This is a genomic window from Mucilaginibacter flavus (assembly GCF_030409315.1).
GTDB classification, from domain to species: Bacteria; Bacteroidota; Bacteroidia; order Sphingobacteriales; family Sphingobacteriaceae; genus Mucilaginibacter; species Mucilaginibacter flavus.
This window is the reverse complement of the sequence record NZ_JAUFPS010000026.1, coordinates 62,492-85,334: the sequence shown is the minus strand read 5'-3', so window position 1 is coordinate 85,334 and position 22,843 is coordinate 62,492. Positions and strand designations below refer to the sequence as shown.

Below are 22,843 nucleotides of genomic sequence, written 5' to 3'. Positions count from 1 at the left end.
TTATACCGATGAAGTTAATAAAAGCATTTTTCTCCATTGCCTTTACCCTCACCCTCATTTGGATGCTGCAAACAAAATTTGGCCCGGTACCTCCATTGGGCAAGTTTTTAAGTCCGGCAGATGGATTTTGGCAAAACGCCGAGAGCAAAAACATCGCAACTAACAGCACGCTTAAATTACCGGGCCTGCAAGGCGCGGTAACTGTTAAGTACGATGAAAACCGCATCCCCCATATTTTTGCCCAAAATGAGCACGATTTATACTACGCCCAGGGCTATATAACCGCAACCAACCGCCTTTGGCAAATGGATATCCAAACCCGCAGCGCTGCCGGCAGGCTTGCCGAAGTAGCGGGCGACCAGGCTTTGGAAATAGATCGCTACCACCGCCGCATGGGTATGGTTTATGGTGCAGAAAATAGCCTGAAAGCCATGATGGCCGATAAAACAGTACGCCAGATGATATTGGCTTATACTGATGGCATTAACGATTACATTCACCAGCTTGGCCCACGCGAATATCCCCTTGAGTTTAAGTTACTGGATTATGCCCCCGAGGATTGGAAGCCCATTAATTGCGCCTTTTTGTTAAAGCTGATGTCAGAAACGCTGGCAGGGGGCAGTAACGAATTTGCCATGAGCAACATCCTCAAAAAGTTTGGCGCAACTACCACCAATGATCTTTTTCCCGATTATCCTTCAAAAGAAGATCCTATTATCCCTGTTGGCACTAAATGGAACTTTAAACCATTGCCAATCCCCAAACCTTCAGCCGGCTTTTTGGCGCAGATGAACAGTGAGGCCAAAAGAGCTGTAAAAGAAGAAGGCATAGGCAGCAATAACTGGGCAGTTAGCGGCAGCAAAACAGCTAATGGCTACCCTATTTTGGCCAATGATCCGCACCTTGATCTCACTTTCCCATCCATTTGGTTCCAGGTACAGCTTTCGGCACCGGGCATGAATGTTTATGGCGTAAGTTTACCGGGCGCTCCTTGCGTAATTTTAGGTTTTAACAATAACATTAGCTGGGGCATTACCAATGTTGATGCCGATGTGTTAGACTGGTACCAGGTAAAATTTAAAGACGCTACCAAAAACGAATACTGGTACAACAACAAATGGAACAAAACCACCCGCCGCGTTGAGGTAATTAACGTGCGCGGACAGGCACCTTTGTATGATACCGTTATTTATACCCACCATGGCCCGGTAGTTTATGAAGATAAAAGTAAAACCACCAAACACACACCTAAATTTGTGCCGGTTGGCGATGCTTTAAGATGGATAGCACACGATGAATCGGACGAGTTAATGGCCATGTACATCCTCAACACCGGTAAAAATTATGATGATTACCGCAAGGCGCTTACTTTTTTCAATGCCCCGGCATCAAACTTTGTATTTGCCAGTAAGGATAATGACATAGCCATAACGCCAAACGGAAAATTTCCGCTTAAATTTAAAGACCAGGGGAAGTTTATTTTAGACGGCAGCGACCCGGCCAACGATTGGCATGGCTGGATTCCGTTTGATCAAAACCCTACCGTTAAAAACCCACCGAGGGGTTTTGTAAGTTCGGCCAACCAATCATCAACAGATCAAACCTATCCTTATTACATTAACTGGCAATTTGCGCCATACCAACGCGGCAAACGCATTAACGACAGGCTTGCCGTAATGCAAAAAGCTACCGTTGATAGCATGCGTCTTTTACAAACTGATGTATACAGCATCCGCGCGCAGGATATGATGCCGGCATTGATGAAATACCTGGATGCTACCAAGCTTGATCAAAACCAGTTAGCGGCTTATAAAATTGTGAAGACATGGGATAAAAACTTCGCCGTTAATTCTGTAGGGGCAACCATATTCAGCAACTGGTGGATTGAAATTTACAAAATGATATGGAGCGATGATTTTGGCTCAAAAGAATTGCAGGGCAATTACCCATCTATGGATCGTACAGAAAAACTGATCCTACAGGAGCCCGATTCCAAATGGTTTGATAATATTCATTCGCCGGCAAAAGAAACCTGTGCCGAAGTAATTAACCACGCGTTTGTAAACGTGGTTGATAGCCTCACCCACAAATACGGCCAACCAGGTAAAAGCTGGCAATGGGGCACAGTTAAGCCTATGGAAATTGCGCATTTAACCAGACAGGAAGCCTTAAGCTCGGGAAATTTTGAAACCGGCGGCACCGGCTCAACGGTAAACGCGCTTATTGACGGTCACGGCCCATCATGGCGCATGGTAGTTCAAATGGGACCAACCGTAAAAGGCTACGGCATTTTACCCGGCGGCGAAAGCGGCAATCCAGGCAGTTTTTTTTATGACGATATGCTAAAAACCTGGCAACAAGGTCAGCTAAAAGAATTATTGTTTATGCAATCGCCCAACGAAAAATCAAACCGGATTAAAACAACTTTAACCATCAGCAATAAAAAATAAGCACCATGTTATTTCTCATCATACTCATTTTATCTTTTGCAAGCGGCTTCTTTTTACCCTGGTGGGTAGTGGCCATAGCAGCGTTTTTAGCAGCGGTTTTTGTGGGCAAAACCGCAGGTCAGGCGTTTGTATCGGGCTTTGGCTCGGTATTTATTGTTTGGGTAGTGCTGGCGCTTTTTAAAAGTATCCCTAATGATCATATACTGGCAAAAAAGATAGCGGTATTATTTCAGTTACCATCGTGGTGGTTAATACTCATTATTACCGGCTTGGTTGGTGGTTTGGTTGGCGGCTTTTCTGCCTTATCTGGCCTGCTGGTAAAAAAGGCTTTTGAGAAAGAGCAGGTATAAAAAAACGTCGCCGGCTGTGTAGTCGGCGACGTTTTTTTATACGCTTTTAGCTGTGCTTATTTAAAATTCTTTAAACTTTCTTTTAGCGCTACAACTTCATCAGAAGTATTTTTTGATGAGGCAAAAATCTCCTGCGATGAATTGTCGTTACCATAAAAATTTGAATTGGCGTTGTTATCGATGTTTAAACCAGAACCATTCAGGCTAATCCCTGCAAACAAACCACGGCTGCGCGAGTAGGAATAAATCTCGGCCTCTAACTTAGCATCTGATAGTGCCGATTTATTACGGTTGAGTGGACCGGCAGCTGCAGAAATATCACCACCAATGGTGAAGTTACCTTTCTTAATATCGGTTAAAACCGTTTTATGACGGAACACCAAAATCAGATCGACCGATTGAACGCCTATCTGGAAACCAACACTACCGCCGGTTAAGGTTACAAACACAGGGTCGCTCCATTTACCGTCGCCTAATTTTACCATGGCTACGCCTTTACCGCGTTTGCCGCCAATAACCAGGCCGCCGTTTAACAGTTTAGGAATAATTACAATGCCTTCATATTTTTTAATTAATTCGCTGGGGATGCTTTCCTTCATTTCGGCAAAATCTTTCAATACATTGGCCGAATTTTGAATCCTTACGGTTTCCTTTTCATCCGGCTTTGCCGATATCAGTACAAAAAACAAGCTTAGCAAAATCGGGAACGTCAAAAATTTCAATGTTTTCATGGGGTTGATTAAATACAAATAATGTGCATAATTAACGTATTCAACCCATAAAAAGTGCAGTTGTTTTATTTTTTGACGATGTTTTAACGCTCTGCGCAACAAAAATAATCCTAAACGGTTTACAAGCGCTCTATCTTACAAATAAAGCAACAGGCCTGCGCGTTACGGGCATGCAGGTATTCAACCTCCTGATGTTGTTCAAATATATCACCAATCAACAGGTCAACATCATCATTACCAACCAACCTGGTGAGCACCATAATCTGCCTTTTGTTGTAGCCGATTAAGGATAACGGGAAGCTTTGCTTATTGGCTTTAATAAGTGGAGGAAAACGGAATATATCGCTATACTCTTCCACATCACCGGCATTAATAAAAACCGGCCCTGGTTGATTATAGGCGTTTTCCAACTCAAACGGCGAGTGTTTAAACAGCAATCGTTTATCCACTCCTTTTTCAAACAGCCGTAAAGAAATGCGGCAAGGCCCCAACCCGGTAGCCACCTGCTCAATAACCGGGTTACCGAAATCATCGGTCATGGTGGTTTTAATAGTATCTACATATGCCTTTGCAAGCGGTACAATTTTAAATTTGTTCATGTTGTTATGTTTTGATACTGTAAAGGTGAGCCTATCCGGAGTGGGTTAAAACCCGGAACTTGCGGGATGTTTGAATCAGAATTTTCAGAATTAAAGGATAAGGAAAATTGAAAAAATTATTCTGAAAATTCTGATTCAGACAACAATCTGCACATCTGAAATCCGCACATCTGCACATTTAACTATCTTTGCCCCGCATGAACAAACCCGATAAACAACAGGTATTTTCAATAAACAATAAAGATCAGTTTGAAGATTTGGCGCTACAGATTTTTAATCACCAGGCCCAAAACTGTGCTGTATACAAACAATTTATCGGTGGCCTACGAATTAATCCCGCAGAGGTTAAAACTGTTGAGCAAATCCCGTTTTTACCGATCGAGTTTTTTAAATCGCATACTATATTAAGTGCATATGCCCCTGTGCAGGTTACGTTTACAAGCTCGGGCACTACAGGGATGATCACCAGCAGTCATCACGTTACCGACAAAACCTGGTATGAAGATAGTTTCAGAAAAGCGTTTGGGTTGTTTTATGGCGATATAAGGGAATACACCGTGCTTGCGCTGCTTCCCTCCTATTTGGAGCGGGAAGGGTCATCGCTCATTTATATGGTTGATGATTTGATCAAACAATCCAACAATCCCGATAGCGGCTTTTTCCTGTATAATCATGACGAACTTTACCATCAGCTTAAAAAACAGCAGGAGGCAAAAAAAACTACTTTACTTATAGGGGTAACTTTCGGTCTGCTTGATTTTATTGATAACCATAAAATAGATTTCCCGGAACTGATTGTAATGGAAACCGGTGGCATGAAAGGCCGGAGAAAGGAAATGATCCGAGAAGAACTGCACGATATTTTATGCCAAGGCTTTGGCGTTAGCGCTATCCACTCCGAGTATGGGATGACGGAGTTGCTTTCGCAGGCTTACTCCAAAGGCGATGGCATTTTTGAATGCCCACCCTGGATGCAGATCATCATTCGTGATACTAACGACCCGATGAGCACGTTACCTGTTGGCAAAACAGGCGGTATTAACGTAATAGAGCTGGCTAATATCAACTCCTGCTCGTTTATAGCCACACAGGATTTGGGCAAGCTTTATGCCGATAATTCGTTTGAAGTATTGGGCCGTTTTGATCAAAGCGACATCCGCGGTTGTAATTTGCTGATTGCTTAAAACTTATAGGCTACTTAAGTATTATTGTTATTTTTGCGTGCATCATAAAATGCTAAAAACATGATTGAGAAATTTTTAAACGAGGAACAAGATCCTAAAACAGTTGAAAAAGTTTATTTCCGATTGGTCGACCTGCTTTCTTCAGGTGAGGAAGTCATCTATATAGCAGTTCAGAAAAAACCATTGGTTAATTTATTTCCTGATTGCATTGCCATTACCAACAAACGTATTCTGTTTTTCACCCCGGCTAACCTGGGTTTATCTATTAAGTTTGTTGATTTTGTATGGAAGGATATTGTTGATGTATATACCAAAGAAGAAATCATTGGAGCTATATTCAGCGTAAAAACAACCAACGGTGCCGAAATGGCTGTTGATTACCTGCCTAAAATACAAGGCCGTAAATTATACCAATACGCGCAGGAACGTAAAGAAGTGGAGCGCGAAGCCCGCCGCCAGCGCGACCTGGAGCAAAAACGTGCAGAATCAGGTTCGGTACAATTTGATAGTCCTACACATGCGTCACCTGCACAACAGGTTTATGCAACGCAAGCCCCGGTTGCAGCACCACTACCTCCGGCACCAGCACCCATTGCCCCGCCCGTTCCTGAGCCAATAGTCCAGGCAGCACCGCCGGCAGCAAAGCCAGACGAGCTTACCGAAAAACTGAAAAGATTGAAAACCCTGTTTGACAACGGCTTGATATCACAGGAAGAATACAACGCTAAAAAGCTTGATTTACTGAGCGATTTTTAAGCGTAAGTCATTAGGTTATAACAAAAAAGCGATGGATAGAACCCATCGCTTTTTTGTTATGAAATTAATTCTGGAAATATCATTTGTATAGATCGGCCTCCGCCTGTTCCATTGTTCGCCCTTTTCTATCGAAAAGCAAAGTCATATTTGTGGCAAAAGCAGGAGTTATAATATTGGATGTCCAGTATGCCGATATGCCTGGAATATTCTCATTAAGCTTCGAATTAAATTGATCCCACCCGGGAGTAGACTCAGTTAATCTAAGCAGTGAAGTTTCCGCAGTAAAAATATCAACGCAGATCTCATCAAATGTAAAGCAATCTGCTTTGTAGCCAAAGATCGTTTCTATGTCTGCCCATCGAATATTTATTATTTTCGATTTGTTTGTCAATAAGAAACCAAAGTCATCCCAAACAAAAGCGCTGGATGGCTCTTTGGAGACAGAACCATTAAATATTTTTTCTACCAGTTTAAATGCCATACCTAATGATTAATTTATCAATCGCTCGTCAAAACTAAAAGGCTCCCGTTTTACTACCTTGGCTTTCATAGCATCAGGATGTAAAGGATTCAGCAGGTAATTATATTCGGCAGGCACAATGGATGAGGGTACTTTAAACAATAGGTGTTCGCTTTTTCTCAAAAACTCATCACCCAAATCCCGTAATATACGTGGAGGCGATATATCCCGCCAGTTTTGTGGCAACAGGGATTCATCTAAAGTAAAAATATCGTTTTCAGGAACTTTAATTTCGGTTAAGCAGAAATTATTGGGTACAATCAGCGTGTTTAAATGCACCAATACTTCTAAAACAGCCAAAGCCCTTGATGATGCCGTGTAAAGCATGGCCTTTCCTTCACTATTCCACCGGCCTCCGTACAAACGTGCACCGGTGCCGCTCAAGTCGCCGGCATAGTTACAGTTCGAAATCCGGTAAACAATCATCAGGCAAAAATACCGTGTTCAATGCGGCCCAACTCCTTAAAAACCATATCAAAACCGGCAGAAGTATCCAAAATGGTAACTGGCGCTTCGCCATTAAAAATCAATGAAGGTGTTTTTATCCAGATCTTAAATTTATCTATGGAGCCAAAAACATCCTCGCCACGGGTGTAAAGGCGGGCAAGCTCAACGGCCTTTTCGGCGTATTCTGTTTTAATGATGGCATCATCTTCGTAACGTTGTAAAGTACGCTCGCTGATATGCAAAATATTGGCAAGCTCCTGTATATTTAAAGATATCTTTTTGGCCAAAGCCAGTAAAACACTTTTAGGGAAACCTTTACGTGCCAGGTTAATAATGTCAAAATCTGTAGATAGAGTTACCGATTTACTGCTCCCAAGCAAATTATAAAACGAAGGCAAAGGTGCCGAAACCTGGTAAGCCATCATTGGCTCACGCAGCAGGTTATCTTTGTTTTGCTTCTCTTTGTATGACATATATACAAATATAATTACCATTTGTCGCATTATCAATTTTCTCACAAAAAAAGCGATGGTTTTCGCCATCGCTCTCTTTAGGGCCAATATAAATCAGCTTACTCTACAATAATTAAAAAGTAATTCTTCTTTCCTTTTTGAGCCACTACAAACTTATTGTTAATAAGTACACTTGTGCTATAAACATCGTCGGCAGTTGCAACTTTTTCCCTATTGATAGATACACCACCACCGGCTATGGTTTTTTTCGCTTCGCCTTTCGAGGGGAATATTGATGTTTTTACTGCTAACAAATCGCTGATGTTAACACCGGCTTGCAAATCGGCCAATGGCAGGTTAAAGTTGGGCACACCCGAAAATAACTCCAGTACCTCTTCGTTGCTTAGTTCGTTTAAAAACTCTATCCCAACACTGCCAAACATAAAATCGGTTGATTTTATAGCCTTTTCGTATTGAGCTTCACCATGCACACGGATAGTAATATCTTTAGCCAGGGCTTTCTGCAATATACGGGTATGTGGTGCCGCGTCATGCTCTGCCTCCCATGCCTCAATAACCGCACGATCATAAAGCGTAAAAATGCGGATATAAGCTTTAGCATCCAGATCGGTAGTGTTTAACCAAAACTGGTAAAATTGGTATGGCGATGTACGTTCGGAATCTAACCAAACCGCGCCGCTTTCGGTTTTACCAAACTTGGTACCATCCGCTTTTTTAATTAGCTGGGTAGTCAAGGCAAAAGCCTCGCCGGCATCTTTACGGCGGATAAACTCGGTACCGGTAACAATATTACCCCACTGATCGCTGCCACCCATTTGAATGGTACAGTTGTGATGTTTCCACAGGTAATAAAAATCGTAGCCCTGTACCAGCTGATAAGTAAACTCGGTGAACGACATGCCGGTATCACCTTCAAGTCGTTTTTTTACCGAATCCTTAGCCATCATATAATTAACGGTGATGTGCTTACCCACATCACGGATAAAATCAAGAAAGGTGAAGTTTTTGAACCAATCGTAATTGTTTACCATTTCGGCGCTGTTCATGCCGCTGTCAAAATCCAAAAATCGGGTAAGCTGTGCTTTTACAGCCTCCAGGTTATGTTGTAAAACATCTTCTGACAGCAAATTACGCTCGGCCGATTTACCCGATGGATCGCCCACCATACCAGTGGCACCACCCACCAGCGCGAATGGCTTGTGGCCCGCACGTTGAAAATGGATCAATGTCATGATTTGGGTTAAATGGCCTACGTGCAGCGAATCGGCAGTAGGATCAAACCCTATATATCCCGAAGCCATGCCTTTATTAAGCATCTCTTCAGTGCCAGGCATAATGGTATGCAGCATACCGCGCCAGGTTAATTCTTCAACAAAGTTCATATTAAGTGTTGTTTCAAAGGTTGCAAAGATAGAAAGCTAAAGCAGAATATGCACGAAAGCTATAATAGTTATATTTCAAGATCGGTTAACTACAGGTAAAATCTATTTCAACTAATTACTTATATTTTGTATCTTGAGCAAAACGGGGTATTTTGCACAACAGGACTTATGAATTTTTTATCGCATTTTTATTTCGACAGGCATACTAACGACTGTTACCATGTATTGGGAACGGTACTGCCCGACCTGTTGAAAAATGCCGATAAACACATTGTACTCCACCCCGAAAAACTTCAACACACTGACCCTAACGTTAATTCCATCATCACCGGGTGGAACAAACACCTGGCCGTTGATAAGTACTTTCATTCATCGAAGTTTTTTACCACACACTCGCACGAGCTTAAAAAGCAGCTTTTACCGGCCATACAAGGCTCGCCGGTAAAGCCATTTTTTTTGGGCCACATCGCGTTAGAGCTTATTATTGATAACCTGCTGCTTACCACCGGCGAAGTTAAGGTAGATGATTTTTATAACCACTTAGCGGGCTGTAAAAATGAAACCATTGGTGAGTTTTTAACTTTTTCGGGAATGACAGATACCGCTGTATTCTTTAAGTTTTACGAAAACTTCAAAAAAAGCAAGTACCTGCACACCTACGCCGAAACGCACCAGATTTCCTACGCCCTTAAACGTATATGCATGCGGGTTTGGAATAACCCGTTTACCGAACAGCATGAAGCACAAATGAATGAAGTGCTTGGCAGCTACCGCGATTATCTATTGGGTAGTTTTATGACGATATTTGAGGAAATTGGTGGCAAATTATAAAGCGCTTAATCAATTGATATAGAGTGTCCCGATCTTCAAAAAGGCCTTCATCCTTGCTCCTTGCTCCAAAAATACTTCAATCCGCGTAAAAACTGCCTAATTATCAGCAAATAACATTAAATATTTCTTTTTTTAATAAAACTATGTCCGTACCTTTGCAGTCCCAATTAACAAATTGGGAAAAGGAGATAAATTATTTAATGGCAAAAAAACAAGAAGCAGAAAAAGAATTAAAAGCGAAAGAAGCTGAACTGGGTACAGTTACCGCATCTGGCGAAAAAGAAACTATTGAATCAGAAGCTGATTCAATCTCGATCGAAGAGATCAAATCTAAAATTGCAGCTACACCGAGTGCAGATTTTGACTGGGATGCAGATGACAAAAAATTTGGTAACTACAGCGATAGCGACCGTGAGAAATTCGAAAAATTGTATGATGGAACTTTCAGCTCTATCACCAAAGGCGAAATCATCACCGGTATTGTTGTTAATGTTAACAACAAAGATGTAGTATTAAACGTAGGATTTAAATCAGACGGTTTAGTTTCAGTATCAGAATTCCGTGATACACCTGATCTTAAGATCGGTGACTCAGTTGATGTATTTGTAGAATCACAGGAAGATGCTAACGGTCAGTTAGTACTTTCACGTAAACGTGCAAAAACTCAAAAATCATGGGAGCGCATTAATTCGGCACTTGATAATGATGAGATCATCACTGGTTTTGTGAAGAGCAGAACTAAAGGTGGTTTAATTGTTGATATTATGGGCGTTGAAGCCTTCTTACCAGGTTCACAAATCGATATTAAGCCTATCAGGGATTACGATGTGTACGTTGGTAAAACAATGGAATTTAAAGTTGTTAAAATCAACCACGAGTTTAAAAACGTAGTGGTATCGCACAAAGTGCTGATTGAAGACGATTTGGAAAACCAAAAAACAGAGATCGTTGCCCGCCTTGAAAAAGGACAGGTATTGGAAGGTACTGTTAAAAACATTACAGACTTTGGTGTATTTATTGACCTTGGTGGTGTTGATGGTTTATTACACATTACTGATATCTCTTGGGGCCGTATTGAGCACCCACGTGAAATTCTTTCATTGGATCAAAAAATCAACGTTGTTGTGCTTGACTTTGATGACGAGAAAAAACGTATCGCTCTGGGCTTAAAACAATTAACTCCACACCCTTGGCAGTCACTTGACGAAGCTATTGTTGTAGGTTCAAAAGTTAAAGGCCGTATTGTTACTGTTGCTGATTACGGTGCATTCCTTGAAATCATCCCTGGTGTTGAAGGTTTGATCCACGTATCAGAAATGTCATGGTCACAAAACTTACGCAACCCTCAGGAATTCCTGAAAGTTGGTGATGAGATTGAAGCACAAGTATTAACACTTGACCGCGACGAACGCAAAATGAGTTTAGGTGTTAAACAATTAACTCCTGATCCATGGCAAAATGCTGGTGAGAAATATGCTATTGGCACAACTCACGTAGCTACAGTTAAAAACATGACCAACTTTGGTGTGTTTGTTGAACTTGAAGACGGTATCGACGGCTTAATCCACATCAGCGACTTATCATGGTCTAAAAAAGTTAACCACCCTAACGAATTCACTAAAGTTGGTGAAAAATTAAACGTGGTTGTTTTAGAGCTTGATATCGAGAACCGCAAATTAAGCTTAGGTCACAAACAGCTTGAAGAAAACCCTTGGGATACTTTTGAAACCATCTTCACAATTGACTCAATTCATGAAGGTACCGTGTTAAAAGTAACTGACAAAGGTGCTATCGTAGCTTTACCTTACGGTGTTGAAGGCTTTGCGCCAACCAAACACCTGGTTAAAGAAGACGGCAAAAGCGTTAAAGCTGAAGAAGCTGCTGAATTCAAAATCATTGAATTTAACAAAGAAAACAAACGTATCGTTATTTCACACTCACGTATCTGGGAAGAAGCTCGCGCTGACGCTCGTGTACAGGAATTTGAAAACCGCAAAAAAGAAGCAAAATCTGCAAGCAACGCGGTGAAAAAAGTGAAAGAATCAGTTGAAAAATCAACTTTAGGTGACCTTAGCGTATTAGCTCAATTAAAAGAGCAAATGGAAGGTGCTGAAAGCAAAGCCCGCAAAGCCGCGCCAGCTCCTGCTGCTAAAAAAGAATCTGAAGGCGAAGAAGCGTAAGCTTTTAAACTGAAGCATATTTACAAGCCCTTCCGAGCAATCGGAGGGGCTTTTTTTATGTTAAAGAATATTGTAAATTTGATTTAATAGAAAACAGCTATGACTACATTAACTATAACGGTAAAAGATGATAAAACACTTAAGCTCATTTATGATCTTGAAGAATTGGACTTAATACAGGTAGTTGATGAAAAAATGCAGGCAAAACCAACTAAGCTTTCCGATCTCTTAAAGGGAAGTATTTCTACTGAACAAGCACAGTTAATGCAGGCAGAAGTTAAGCAAATGCGTGATGAATGGAACCGAAATACCTATTAGATACAAACGTCGTAATTGATTTTGCGGCACTAAAACTTCCCCAAAAGGCTTATGAAAAAATTTCAAGCATCATTGACTCTTTCCCTCAAATTTCGATAGTCAACAAAATTAAACTATTAAGCTTTTCAAATGTCCCAGATCAGGTTGAAGCATTTATCAAAGAGGTAGATGTGATCAATTTGGACGATGCCATAGTAGCTAAAACAATTGATATAAGAAAGAAATACAAACTTAAACTACCAGATGCGGTTATAGCGGCTACAGCAGTAGTAATGAACTTATCACTGGTAACGCATAATATTAGCGATTTTAACTGCATCAAAGGATTAAAACTTGTTGATTCCTACTCCCTATCTTAACCCATGTCCGGCGAAACCAACCTCAATACCCTACTCAAAAACATGACGCCCGTTTTAAATGACGGTGATTATGTTTATTGCACAGTAACCAACACCCAAAATATCAATATAAATGAGGCTATCGGTATTTTTAAAGAGGAAGAAGCGATTACCGTGATCCTCAAAAAAGAAACAGCTGATAGACTCAAACTTGATTATAGTTACATAGCTGCCTGGATTACGCTAACTATCCATTCCTCATTAGAAGCAACGGGGCTTACCGCCGCTTTTGCTACTGCCTTAGCTAAAGAAGAGATTAGCTGCAATGTGGTTGCCGCATATTATCATGACCATATTTTTGTGGCGAAGAAAGATGCCGAGCGGGCGATGGCTGCTTTGAGGCTGTTGGCAGAACAGAAGTCGCACATTTAGCAAGTTGCGTGCTATCCCATGATGAGTTAAAAAAGAAGTCATGTTGAACTTGTTTCAACACCCCACCGGACAGGTATCGCAAATGGAGTGTACTTAGCACGTGGGTTGCCGAAACAAGTTCGGCATGACTTAGGAATAAGACAGCCGGCTCTCTTTCAAAACTCATCACTCAAAACTGAAAACTATTTACTATTTTTGCCCAAATCCACCCATACGATGCAAAATCTAACACTGCTCGACGGTCAAAAGTTCCAGATTACCATACAACGTTTATGTCGCCAGTTAATTGAAAACCATAACGATTTCTCGGGGTCGGTATTGATTGGTATTCAGCCACGTGGCATTTATTTAGCCCGCCGTGTTGCCGAAGAACTTCGCAAAATTCTTCCCGAAAGTAAAATTATGCAGGGCGATCTGGATATTACCTTTTACCGCGACGACTTTCGCCGCCAGGGTTCACCATTGGTACCCAATCAAACAAAAATTGATTTCATCATCGAAGGCAAAAAAGTGATCATGATGGACGATGTACTGTGGACCGGTCGTACCATCCGCGCCGCCATGGATGCCATGCAGGCCTTTGGCAGGCCAGCGAAAGTAGAGTTGCTGACTTTGGTAGACAGAAGATACTCAAGGCATATACCGGTATCTGCGGATTACGTGGGGATAGAAGTTGACTCCATCGCGAGCCAACGAGTGGTAGTGAGTTGGAAAGATACTGATGGAGAGGACAAGATAGTGCTTGTATCTGAGACACAGGAATAATATAAATAAACCGTCATTGCGAGGAACGAAGCAATCCCCAACTACGCAGATCCGCTCTGTATAGCTTAGAGATTGCTTCGTTCCTCGCAATGACGGGAGTAAAAAAGAGAATTACGCATATACACATCATGGCAGGACTAAGCACAAGGCATTTATTAGGGATAAAAGATTTAAACCGGGCAGATATTGAGTTGATATTTGAAACGGCAGATACCTTTAAATCTGTTTTAAACAGGCCGATAAAAAAGGTGCCTTCATTGCGCGATGTAACTATTGCCAATATATTTTTCGAAAACTCCACCCGTACCCGCCTTTCTTTTGAACTGGCAGAGAAACGCCTTTCGGCAGATGTGGTGAACTTCGCGGCTTCGTCGTCTTCGGTGAGCAAAGGCGAAACTTTAATTGATACCGTAAACAATATCCTGGCCATGAAGGTAGATATGGTGGTGATGCGCCACCCCTATGCCGGCGCGGGTATATTTTTATCAAAACATGTAAAAGCCCAGATAGTGAACGCCGGTGATGGCGCTCATGAGCACCCTACCCAGGCTTTGCTTGATGCTTTTTCTATCCGGGAAAAATATGGTGATGTGGCCGGTAAAAAAGTGGTTATCGTGGGCGATATCTTACACTCTCGTGTAGCTCTTTCCAATATACTTTGCCTGAAACAATTAGGTGCCGAAGTGATGGTTTGTGGACCAACCACACTCATCCCTAAATACATTGGCTCCCTGGGCGTGAAGGTTGAGCATAACCTGATCAAAGCGCTTAACTGGTGCGACGTAGCTAATATGCTGCGTATTCAGTTGGAACGCCAGGATATTAAATATTTCCCATCGCTAAGGGAATATACCATGCTGTTCGGACTCAATAAAACTATATTAGATTCGTTAGATAAGGAGATCACGGTAATGCACCCTGGTCCTATCAACCGCGGCGTGGAAATTACCAGCGACGTGGCCGATAGCAAACAATCTATCATATTAGACCAGGTAGAAAATGGTGTAGCCGTACGTATGGCTGTACTTTATTTACTCGCCGGACAAACACCATAATCAAATGAATAAAACAGCCAGGTACATCAGGGATAACGAGCTCTCGATATTTGTTGTACTTGGTATGATTGTTTTTACGGGCTATTTATTCTTCAATTTCAACCTTAAAATTATTGAAACCGTTGGCGAGATCTCTTCCGGCTTCATCTTTTGGGGAGCCGCTTATTACGGTCGCGACAGGTGGATGATTGAAAAATACCTGAGTAAACATAAAAGCTTAACCCCTGAAGACGTAAGGAATATCTTTTTTGTTAAAAAATGGGAAAAGATTAGCGAACGGGGAATTTTAAGATATTGCATTACCGATGGCGGTATTATCCTTGGCGCGTATTTGTGGATATTGGTAAGTATCCTGGGCCTCTCAACAGTAGTCACACTTAAAACCATCATGCAAGATCCCTCCAATATGTTTGGCTTTATTGGATACAGCTATATGATTGGGGGCTTTATCGGCGTTATCACTAACAGGTTAAGGTGGGCTTACAACGAACGCCGGTTTATTCGGTTAACCGATCCGTTGAATGACCGCTTTCGACAAAAATACCTGCAGGATTATTAATTTACCCACCGCTCCATGAAAATTAAACACCTTTTATTTCTGTTGATTATCGCTCTCTGTGTGGTTTCCTTATCGGCACAATCCCAAAGCAAACAGCAACGCCGTACAGATTCGGTTTTCGCACTGGTAAAAAGCTATTACAACGATAAACTGGCCGATTCCATTTATAACCTCACCGGCGAAAAGTTCAGGAGCCAGCTCAATGCCGACGCCTTCCGCTCGGTTTGCAATCAGCAGCTTTTTCCTTTAGGCGATATTAAGGGATCATCATTTGTTAGTTTTTTCAATAACAAGGTTGCTACGTATAAGATCATTTTTGGCAGTATCACTTTGCAGCTATCTATGAGTATAGATCAGTACGATAAGTTAGAAATGTTCCTTTTTCAGCCTTATAAAGAAGCAATTGCAGATAGGATTGAGAAGGTAGCCACCACCAATAAAATGAGCAATTCTATGGATATTAAAGTTGATTCGGCAGCGCGGATATATATTCAAAAGGCAAGCACCGCCGGGTTAAGTATCGGTGTTTTAAAAGATGGCAAAATCTCGTTTTATGCTTATGGTGAAACCATAAAAGGAAATGGCAAACTACCAGATGTCAACACTGTTTTTGAGATCGGTTCTATCAGCAAAACATTTACATCGGCTATTTTAGCTTATTATGTAAACGAGGGCAAGGTTAAACTTACCGACCCGATTACAAAATTCCTACCCGATTCTGTCAAAACAAACCCGGCGCTAAAGGATATCACTTTGCTTACACTCAGCAACCATACGCCCGGTTTAGCCCGCATGCCCGATAATCTTGACCCTAATACCGACGAGCTGAACCCCTATAAATTGTACGATAAAAAACTACTTTTCGCCTACCTTAAAACCTGCAAATTGAACAGCATACCTGGCGAGCAATATGCCTATTCCAATTTAGCGGTAGGCCTATTGGGTAACATACTTACCCAGGTTGGTGGCAAAACTTATGATGAATTGGTAGCAGACATAATTTGCAAACCATTAGGCATAAAAAGCACCATGCAGCACATAACAGCCGAAATACAGCCCCGCGTAGCCACGGTTTACAATGCCGATGGCAAAGCTACACCCTCATGGGATTTTGACGCCCTGGCGCCCTGCGGAGCCCTGCATTCGTCGGTTAACGACTTATTGCTTTATGTTAAAGCAAACATGAACCCCGCCAATGATAAATTAGGCAAAGCCTTGGCCCTCACCCACCAGATTACTTTTAAAAAAGACGCCAAACTTGGCCTGGCCTGGCATATTATCACCATAAATGGTGTGGAGTATATTTTTCACAACGGCGGTACGTATGGTAGCAGTTCGTTCCTCGCTTTCAACCGAGACAAGAATCTGGCGGTCGTGGTGCTATCCAATTGTGGGGAAACCGTGGATAATGTTGGGATTAATATTTTGAAGGGGTTGCAGTAAAAGGTCGAAACAAAAAGCAAGGGACTGTGCGATTCCCCTCTTGAGAGGGGCGGAGGGGTGTGTTTATAAGTGTGGTTTTAACGCTGTAGAACACACCCCTGCCACCACACTTTCCATCGCGCCCCCTCTCAAGAGGGGATTTGTTTTCCAACAAAAAATCCCGTCTGCTTTCGCAAAACGGGATCTCAAAAAAAAACAAAAAAGAAGGTTATTGTTTGGTTTTAACGGTTGCGCCGTCTCTAACTTCTTCGCTGGCTACTTTTACTAACTGATCGCCTGGTTTGATGTCGCCAAAAATCTCGGCCTTGTCGCCGTTGGTGATGCCTTTTTTAACATCAACCCATTGAGCTTTGTTATTTACCACTTTAATTACAAAAACCTTTTCGGTTGATGTTACTACCGCTGTTTTAGGGACTACAAATGTGCTGTCGCCGGCTGGCAGGGGTACGTCAACCTCGGCAAACATATGTGGTAATAACTTTTTGCTTTTATTGTAAACGTCCATTTCCAGGCGTTCGGCACGAAGTTTCTCGTCAAGCGCGCCAGCCATACGTTTTACTTCAGCGGTAAACTTTTCGTTAGGCAAAGCTTTCACCCTAAAACTCACTTCACTTTTATTGCTTAATGAACCTGTATAGTTTTCCGGAACCGATACCACTAAACGCATCCTGTTTTGATCTTGTAAAGTAAGCAAGGGATCAGATCCTTTACCACCCGGCCCAACATAAGCACCAAGGTTTACGTTACGACTGGTAATTACGCCATCAAACGGTGCCCTGATTTCCAGGTAAGCCAAATTAGCCGATACCTCTTTCAAAGCCGATTTAGCGGCCTCTACATTAGCCATATCCGCGTTCTTTTTAGCTTCAGCCTGTTCCAAATCGTTTTGTGAAATGGTACCAGGAGTTTTGCTGGTACTTACCAACCTATCATAAGTGGCTTTGCTGGCAAAATAAACCGCCTCATATTGTTTGATGCGTGATTGCGCGCCAGCTAATTGCGAATTGATCTCCGGTGCCTCTAACACTACCAACAACTGGCCGGCGTGTACTTCAGAACCTATATCAACCAAAAGCTTTTTAACATAGCTGTTAGTCTTTGCATACAAATCAACTTGTTGGTAAGGGATCAGCTCGCCAGGTATGGTGATGTTGTTGCTTAACTTGCCCTTGGTTACAGGTGTTAACTCCACAGTAGGCGTTTCTGCCGCCTGCTGGGTTTGTTCTTCGGCCTCTTGTTCTTGCTTTTCCTTATCATCTGAGTGACATGCACTCAGCGAGCTTAAGGTAATGGCTAAAGCGGCAAGGATAAGTATCGGTTTATTTTTAAATTTTTTCATGATGGTGCAAAGGGACATAAAATTTACTTTCTTTATCTTCAGGGTCTAATGAAACAGATTGAGTGGTGGAATTACCTTGTACCCAGGCAAATACCAGCGGCAATATCAGCAATGCTGCAAAGGTGGAAGCTAAAAGCCCACCAATTACCGCCCTGCCTAACGGCGATGTTTGATCACCGCCTTCGCCTAAGCCGGATGCCATTGGCACCATACCTACAATCATGGCCAAACTGGTCATTAAAATAGGGCGTAAACGCAGGGCAACCGCCTCACGGGCCGATTTTAACGCGTCGCCGTTATGCTTGCGTAATTCTTCGGCGTTGGTTATCAGTAATACCGCGTTTGATATGGATACACCTACAGACATGATCATACCCATGTATGATTGCAGGTTTAATGTTGATCCCATAATTTTTACCAGGAACAATGAACCAAACAATACCGCAGGTACAGTTGATAATACTACCAACGACATTTTGAACGACTGGAAGTTTGCGGCCAGCATCAAAAAGATCACCAAAATAGCCACAAACAAGCCCGATTGCAAACTATCCAAAGTATCGGTTAGCGTTTGGCTCATGCCGTGCAGCTCAACGGTTAAACCACGTGGTGGCTTGCCTAATGAGTTGAGCGCTTTTTGCACATCGGTAGTAGCGGTACCCAAATCCATTTTGTAAAGATTGGCCGTAACAGATAGCGTTGGTATAGCACCAATGTTATCATTCTCTCCATTGGTTGTACCGGTTTTAATATCGGCAACATCACCTAATACCGGGCGGGCCTGGTTGGCCAATACCGGGATTTCTTTAACATCATTCAGGCTGGCCATCTGGTACTCTGGAATTTGTACCTGTACCAGGTAACTCAGGTTTGATTTTTCATCAATCCAGTTGTTCTTTTCGGTAAACCTTGATGATGATGTTGATGCCACCAATGAACGCGAGATATCATTTAAACCTACACCCAACTGAGCGGCGCGTTGCCTATCTATATTGATATCAATAGTAGGATAGTTAAACGATTGGCCTATCTGGGCATCGCGCAGGTATTTGATATCTTTCAGTTTATTTAAAATTTTGAAAGCGTATTCCTGGTTTTGCTTTTTGTTTTTGCCCGATAAAGCAATTTCAATAGGCGTTGGCGATCCCTGGCTCAAAATTTTATCAGTAAGCTCAATCGGCTCAAAAGATAATTTGATTTCTGGAATTTGCCTGGCCACCTCATGCCTGATCTTTTCTTTCAGATCATCGAGGTTCACCTTATAATCTTCAGACAAACTTATTTGCATTACCGCTTCCTGAGGACCAGCCATGAACAAATAAATAGGGTTTGTAGAAAACGATGAAGGGTGCGAGCCTACAAAGGTTGAGGTAATGGCGATGTGGTTTCTGCCAACAATATCGCCCAAAATCTTTTGTGCTTTAATCGCTATTACTTCGGTACGCTCCAAACGGGTACCATCAGGTGCGCGTAAACGAACCTGGAAAGTGCCTGAGTTTACTTTTGGCAATACATCGCGCCCGATGATATTGAACAGCAGGAATGCCATACCAAATGCACCTATAATATATACTGTAACCAACAGCTTACGTTTTGGCAACATACGATCCATCAGGCGCATAAAGCTATCCCTGAACTTGTCAAAACGGGTTACTTTACCTTCTGTATGTTCAAGGGCCTTTTTCATGGCCTTTTCTTTTTGTTCCCAGGGTTCACCTTCATCCTCCAAAGCAAAACCATCGGCATGGCTATGATCTTCGTGTTTGTTTATCATAATCCAGTTGGCCATGATAGGTACAAAGGTTTGCGCCAAAAAGTAAGAGATGATCATAGAGAAACCAATGGCCAATGCCAGCGGTAGGAACAGCGCGCCCGGGATACCTGTCATGGTAAATGCCGGTGCAAATACCGCCAGGATACAAAACAGGATCAATAATTTAGGGAAAGCGATTTCCTTACAGGCATCCCAAATGGCTAACGCCTTGGGTTTGCCCATATCAAAGTGCTGGTGAATATTCTCGATGGTTACCGTCGATTCATCCACCAGAATCCCTATCGCCAGCGAAAGCCCGCTCAGCGTCATGATGTTGATGGTTTGATGAAACAGCGATAAAAAGAATACTGCCGAGATGATACAGGTAGGGATAGTTAATATTACAATTAATGCCCCCCGCCTATCGCCCAAAAACAGCAATACCATTAAACCGGTAAGTACAGCGCCAATGGCACCTTCTTCGGCCAAACTTTTAACCGCGTTGATTACGTAAACTGATTGATCGAATACAAACGACAGCTTCACATCGGCAGGTAATAAAGCCTGGAATCTTGGCAGCGCCTTTTTAAGGTTTTGAACCACATCCCAGGTTGATGCCGTGGCCGATTTGGTAATTGGCAGGTAAACCGAACGTTTACCGTTAATTAAAGCGTAACCGTTAGTGATATCCGCGCCATCTTCAATGGTGGCCACATCATGCATAAACACAGTTTGGATACCGTTTTTGTACAATGGAATATCGCCAAAATCCTTGATCTGCTTAATAGTGGTATTTGACGGAGCCAGGTAGTTATAATCGCCAATGCGCACGTTACCTGCCGGCGTGTTCTGGTTGTTTTCGCGCAGGGCGGCCACAATCTGATCTGGCGTTAGGTTGTGCGCACGTAAAGCGTTAGGATCAATTTTGATCAATACGGTACGCTGGTTACCACCGAAAGGGGCTGGTGCAACGAGACCCGGGATTGACGTAAATGATGAACGCACATACACCAAAGCATAGTCAAGCAATTCGTTATTGGAGCGGGTGGCGCTGCTTAATACCAACTGACCAACCGGCAAGGTAGAGGCATCAAACCTCAAAATAAACGGGGGCTGCGATCCCTGCGGGAACGAGGCCTGCGCCCGGTTGGTATAACTCGTGACCTCGGCCGCGGCCTGGGCCATGTTGGTGCCTTCGTAAAAAGTAACTTTTATTAATGTTAAGCCCTGGATGTTTTTTGTTTCGATACTTTTTACGCCCGAAACGAACAACAGCAAGTTAACGTATTGCTTACCAAAGTAAGCTTCCATTTGGTTTGGGGTAAAACCGCCGTATGGGTGAGATACATAGATAACCGGCAGGTTTAAGTCGGGAAAAATATCGATCTTGATGGTACGGATCGAATTTATCCCGAAGAAAAACAGCCCGGCTACTATCACCAATATGGTAATTGGTTTCTGGAGCGCCCCTTTTATCATTCCCATTATTTATGTATATATCTTTTATTAAAAATTATTGATGAATAAGCCAAAATCGCCGGTAGCGGCCGATTTAAACAGCAGGGCCTGCCAAACGTTATTGGATGCAATGTATTTGTCAACTTCGGCACGGTTAAGCGTGTACAGGGCTTGTGTAAAGTCGACAATGTTTGATAAACCATTTTTATACAGCGCGTATTTTTGTATGTAGGCATCGCTGGCGGCTTTAACCTCTACCGGTACTTCCTGGTAATTTTTAAGGGAGTTGCTGATGCGGGTTTCTGCAAGTACCTGCTGGTTTTGCAGCTGCTGGGCCACCACATCATAATCGTTTTTGTATTGCATTGAAGTATACTTTTGCGATTGTACCTGGTAATGCGTACGGAAGATGGTGGTAAAGTTCCAAACCATGGCTACGCCAAACAGGTAGTTGTAACGGGTTGGGTCGGCACCGGCACCGTAGCTGCTGCTGTAACTATTTTGATTAGTACCGTAATCTGCATTAAAGCCCGATCCCCTGCCCTGGTACACACCAAACAAACTAAAGGTTGGCAGCGCGAAGGTTTTTAAATACTTTGCCTGCTCATCGCTTACGCCAATGCGGTTTTGCAGGTAGCGTAGTGACGGATGATCTGCCGCCGATACCGCGCTTTGCGCCGCAAGGTTAGCGGGCGCTTTGGTGATAAAGGCGCTATCCAACAAAAACTCCTGTGCCTGTATGCCCAAATAAATAGAAAGCTGGTTGCTTTGATCCTGCACGGTTTGATGCGCGTTGGTTAAAGCAATGCGGGCATTTGAAACTTCGGCATTAGCTAATGACGAATCGACACCCGGGTTTAAGCCGTTTTTAACACGTGCAACAACAACTTTTTGCAAATCCATTGATCTGTTAAGATTGTCCTGCTGCGCTTTTTCAAGCTGCTGGGCGGCCAACAGGTTAAGGTAAGTACTTGCTACCCTGATCTGGTGCTGAAAGGTTTCTTGCGACAAATCGGTTTGCTCGCGGTTTACAACCTGGGCCTGCACTTTCACTTTTTCTTTAGCCTTGCCAAAGCTGAAAAAATCCCAGCTTACGTTGCTCAGGTAAAGTGAGCCAAAGGCGGCGTTCCAGTTTTGTTTGGCCAATGCGGGACCAGATGATGCTACTGATAGGCCGTGGTAACCATATAATGGTCCGTTTTGGCCGTTTGTTGTTCCGTAGTCCTGTTGGGCAGAGATGCTTACATCTGGTAAATATTCTGTTCGTGTTTCTTTTAAGTATGCCTTCGCAGCGTTTAGCTGGTTTGCTTTAGACTTAATGGTACCGTAGTTAGCGAGGGCCATTTGTTCAGCATCTTTAATATTGAGAACCTGTTGCTGAGCCTGAGCATGAACGACATAAAAAACACCTAAAAACAGAAGTAATCGTTTTGAAGGTATTTGTAACATTGTGGTGTAGTTTGTACACGGCAAATGTAGA

The 22,843-nt window shown here is 42.6% G+C and carries 22 protein-coding genes; 13 read left to right on the top strand and 9 right to left on the bottom strand.

The window, feature by feature from the left end:
* The first annotated feature begins 8 nt into the window (after positions 1 to 8).
* Positions 9 to 2,450 carry a penicillin acylase family protein gene (locus tag QWZ17_RS10205; protein WP_290305096.1) on the top strand — a complete coding sequence of 814 codons (2,442 nt, stop codon included), beginning with the start codon at positions 9 to 11 and terminating at the stop codon, positions 2,448 to 2,450.
* Between the two features lie 5 nt (positions 2,451 to 2,455).
* On the top strand, positions 2,456 to 2,800 hold the full coding sequence (locus tag QWZ17_RS10200; protein ID WP_290305095.1) for a hypothetical protein: 345 nt from the start codon (positions 2,456 to 2,458) through the stop codon (positions 2,798 to 2,800).
* Positions 2,801 to 2,856: 56 nt separating this feature from the next.
* Here the strand turns inward: QWZ17_RS10200 and QWZ17_RS10195 are convergent, their stop codons facing one another.
* Positions 2,857 to 3,531: a lipid-binding SYLF domain-containing protein gene (locus tag QWZ17_RS10195; RefSeq protein WP_290305094.1), complete on the bottom strand. Its 675-nt coding sequence runs from the start codon at positions 3,529 to 3,531 to the stop codon at positions 2,857 to 2,859.
* A 119-nt stretch (positions 3,532 to 3,650) separates the two neighbouring features.
* Positions 3,651 to 4,130: a DUF1203 domain-containing protein gene (locus QWZ17_RS10190; protein ID WP_290305093.1), complete on the bottom strand. Its 480-nt coding sequence runs from the start codon at positions 4,128 to 4,130 to the stop codon at positions 3,651 to 3,653.
* Between the two features lie 197 nt (positions 4,131 to 4,327).
* On the opposite strand from QWZ17_RS10190, the gene QWZ17_RS10185 reads away from it, so the two are divergent.
* Both QWZ17_RS10185 and QWZ17_RS10180 read left to right on the top strand, forming a co-directional pair.
* The gene (locus tag QWZ17_RS10185) at positions 4,328 to 5,314 is read left to right on the top strand and encodes an acyl transferase (protein WP_290305092.1); all 987 of its coding nucleotides are present in this window, start codon (positions 4,328 to 4,330) and stop codon (positions 5,312 to 5,314) included.
* 60 nt (positions 5,315 to 5,374) lie between these two features.
* Positions 5,375 to 6,070 carry a PH domain-containing protein gene (locus QWZ17_RS10180; RefSeq protein WP_290305091.1) on the top strand — a complete coding sequence of 232 codons (696 nt, stop codon included), beginning with the start codon at positions 5,375 to 5,377 and terminating at the stop codon, positions 6,068 to 6,070.
* Positions 6,071 to 6,149: 79 nt separating this feature from the next.
* Here the strand turns inward: QWZ17_RS10180 and QWZ17_RS10175 are convergent, their stop codons facing one another.
* The 4 genes from QWZ17_RS10175 to tyrS form a co-directional block, all read right to left on the bottom strand.
* On the bottom strand, positions 6,150 to 6,551 hold the full coding sequence (locus QWZ17_RS10175; protein WP_290305090.1) for a hypothetical protein: 402 nt from the start codon (positions 6,549 to 6,551) through the stop codon (positions 6,150 to 6,152).
* A 9-nt stretch (positions 6,552 to 6,560) separates the two neighbouring features.
* Positions 6,561 to 7,016, bottom strand: a complete 456-nt coding sequence (locus QWZ17_RS10170) for an RES family NAD+ phosphorylase (RefSeq protein ID WP_290305089.1) — start codon at positions 7,014 to 7,016, stop codon at positions 6,561 to 6,563.
* Positions 7,016 to 7,510, bottom strand: coding sequence for an Xre family toxin-antitoxin system antitoxin (locus QWZ17_RS10165; protein ID WP_290305088.1), 495 nt, complete (start codon positions 7,508 to 7,510; stop codon positions 7,016 to 7,018). Before QWZ17_RS10165 ends, QWZ17_RS10170 begins: the two co-directional genes overlap by 1 nt.
* Before the next feature lie 98 nt (positions 7,511 to 7,608).
* Positions 7,609 to 8,892, bottom strand: a complete 1,284-nt coding sequence (tyrS, locus tag QWZ17_RS10160; protein ID WP_290305087.1) for a tyrosine--tRNA ligase — start codon at positions 8,890 to 8,892, stop codon at positions 7,609 to 7,611.
* A 168-nt stretch (positions 8,893 to 9,060) separates the two neighbouring features.
* Here tyrS and QWZ17_RS10155 point away from each other — a divergent pair, with 168 nt between their 5' ends.
* From QWZ17_RS10155 to QWZ17_RS10115, 9 genes are all read left to right on the top strand, one after another.
* A complete protein-coding gene (locus tag QWZ17_RS10155; protein WP_290305086.1) occupies positions 9,061 to 9,723 on the top strand; it encodes a hypothetical protein in 663 nt (220 codons plus the stop codon).
* Positions 9,724 to 9,923: 200 nt separating this feature from the next.
* Complete coding sequence (rpsA, locus tag QWZ17_RS10150; RefSeq protein ID WP_290305085.1) at positions 9,924 to 11,903, top strand: 30S ribosomal protein S1; 1,980 nt, start codon at positions 9,924 to 9,926, stop codon at positions 11,901 to 11,903.
* 99 nt (positions 11,904 to 12,002) lie between these two features.
* Positions 12,003 to 12,221 (top strand): hypothetical protein, encoded by a 219-nt coding sequence (locus QWZ17_RS10145; RefSeq protein ID WP_290305084.1) that lies wholly within the window; start codon positions 12,003 to 12,005, stop codon positions 12,219 to 12,221.
* Positions 12,200 to 12,580 (top strand): type II toxin-antitoxin system VapC family toxin, encoded by a 381-nt coding sequence (locus QWZ17_RS10140; protein WP_290305083.1) that lies wholly within the window; start codon positions 12,200 to 12,202, stop codon positions 12,578 to 12,580. The genes QWZ17_RS10145 and QWZ17_RS10140 overlap by 22 nt, the downstream gene beginning before the upstream one ends.
* A 3-nt stretch (positions 12,581 to 12,583) precedes the next feature.
* A complete protein-coding gene (locus QWZ17_RS10135) occupies positions 12,584 to 12,991 on the top strand; it encodes an ACT domain-containing protein (protein WP_290305082.1) in 408 nt (135 codons plus the stop codon).
* Positions 12,992 to 13,207: 216 nt separating this feature from the next.
* The gene (gene pyrR / locus QWZ17_RS10130; protein ID WP_290305081.1) at positions 13,208 to 13,756 is read left to right on the top strand and encodes a bifunctional pyr operon transcriptional regulator/uracil phosphoribosyltransferase PyrR; all 549 of its coding nucleotides are present in this window, start codon (positions 13,208 to 13,210) and stop codon (positions 13,754 to 13,756) included.
* A gap of 128 nt (positions 13,757 to 13,884) precedes the next feature.
* Complete coding sequence (locus QWZ17_RS10125) at positions 13,885 to 14,811, top strand: aspartate carbamoyltransferase catalytic subunit (protein ID WP_090467170.1); 927 nt, start codon at positions 13,885 to 13,887, stop codon at positions 14,809 to 14,811.
* A 4-nt stretch (positions 14,812 to 14,815) separates the two neighbouring features.
* The gene (locus tag QWZ17_RS10120) at positions 14,816 to 15,370 is read left to right on the top strand and encodes a hypothetical protein (RefSeq protein WP_290305080.1); all 555 of its coding nucleotides are present in this window, start codon (positions 14,816 to 14,818) and stop codon (positions 15,368 to 15,370) included.
* Between the two features lie 15 nt (positions 15,371 to 15,385).
* Positions 15,386 to 16,813, top strand: coding sequence for a serine hydrolase domain-containing protein (locus QWZ17_RS10115; protein WP_290305079.1), 1,428 nt, complete (start codon positions 15,386 to 15,388; stop codon positions 16,811 to 16,813).
* A gap of 208 nt (positions 16,814 to 17,021) precedes the next feature.
* Here QWZ17_RS10115 and QWZ17_RS10110 read toward each other — a convergent pair whose 3' ends face one another.
* From QWZ17_RS10110 to QWZ17_RS10100, 3 genes are read right to left on the bottom strand one after another with little or no spacing between them, the layout of a single operon-like run.
* The gene (locus QWZ17_RS10110) at positions 17,022 to 18,152 is read right to left on the bottom strand and encodes an efflux RND transporter periplasmic adaptor subunit (protein ID WP_290305078.1); all 1,131 of its coding nucleotides are present in this window, start codon (positions 18,150 to 18,152) and stop codon (positions 17,022 to 17,024) included.
* Positions 18,139 to 21,390: an efflux RND transporter permease subunit gene (locus tag QWZ17_RS10105; protein WP_290305077.1), complete on the bottom strand. Its 3,252-nt coding sequence runs from the start codon at positions 21,388 to 21,390 to the stop codon at positions 18,139 to 18,141. Before QWZ17_RS10105 ends, QWZ17_RS10110 begins: the two co-directional genes overlap by 14 nt.
* 21 nt (positions 21,391 to 21,411) lie before the next feature.
* Positions 21,412 to 22,812, bottom strand: a complete 1,401-nt coding sequence (locus QWZ17_RS10100; RefSeq protein WP_290305076.1) for a TolC family protein — start codon at positions 22,810 to 22,812, stop codon at positions 21,412 to 21,414.
* Positions 22,813 to 22,843 lie beyond the last annotated feature (31 nt).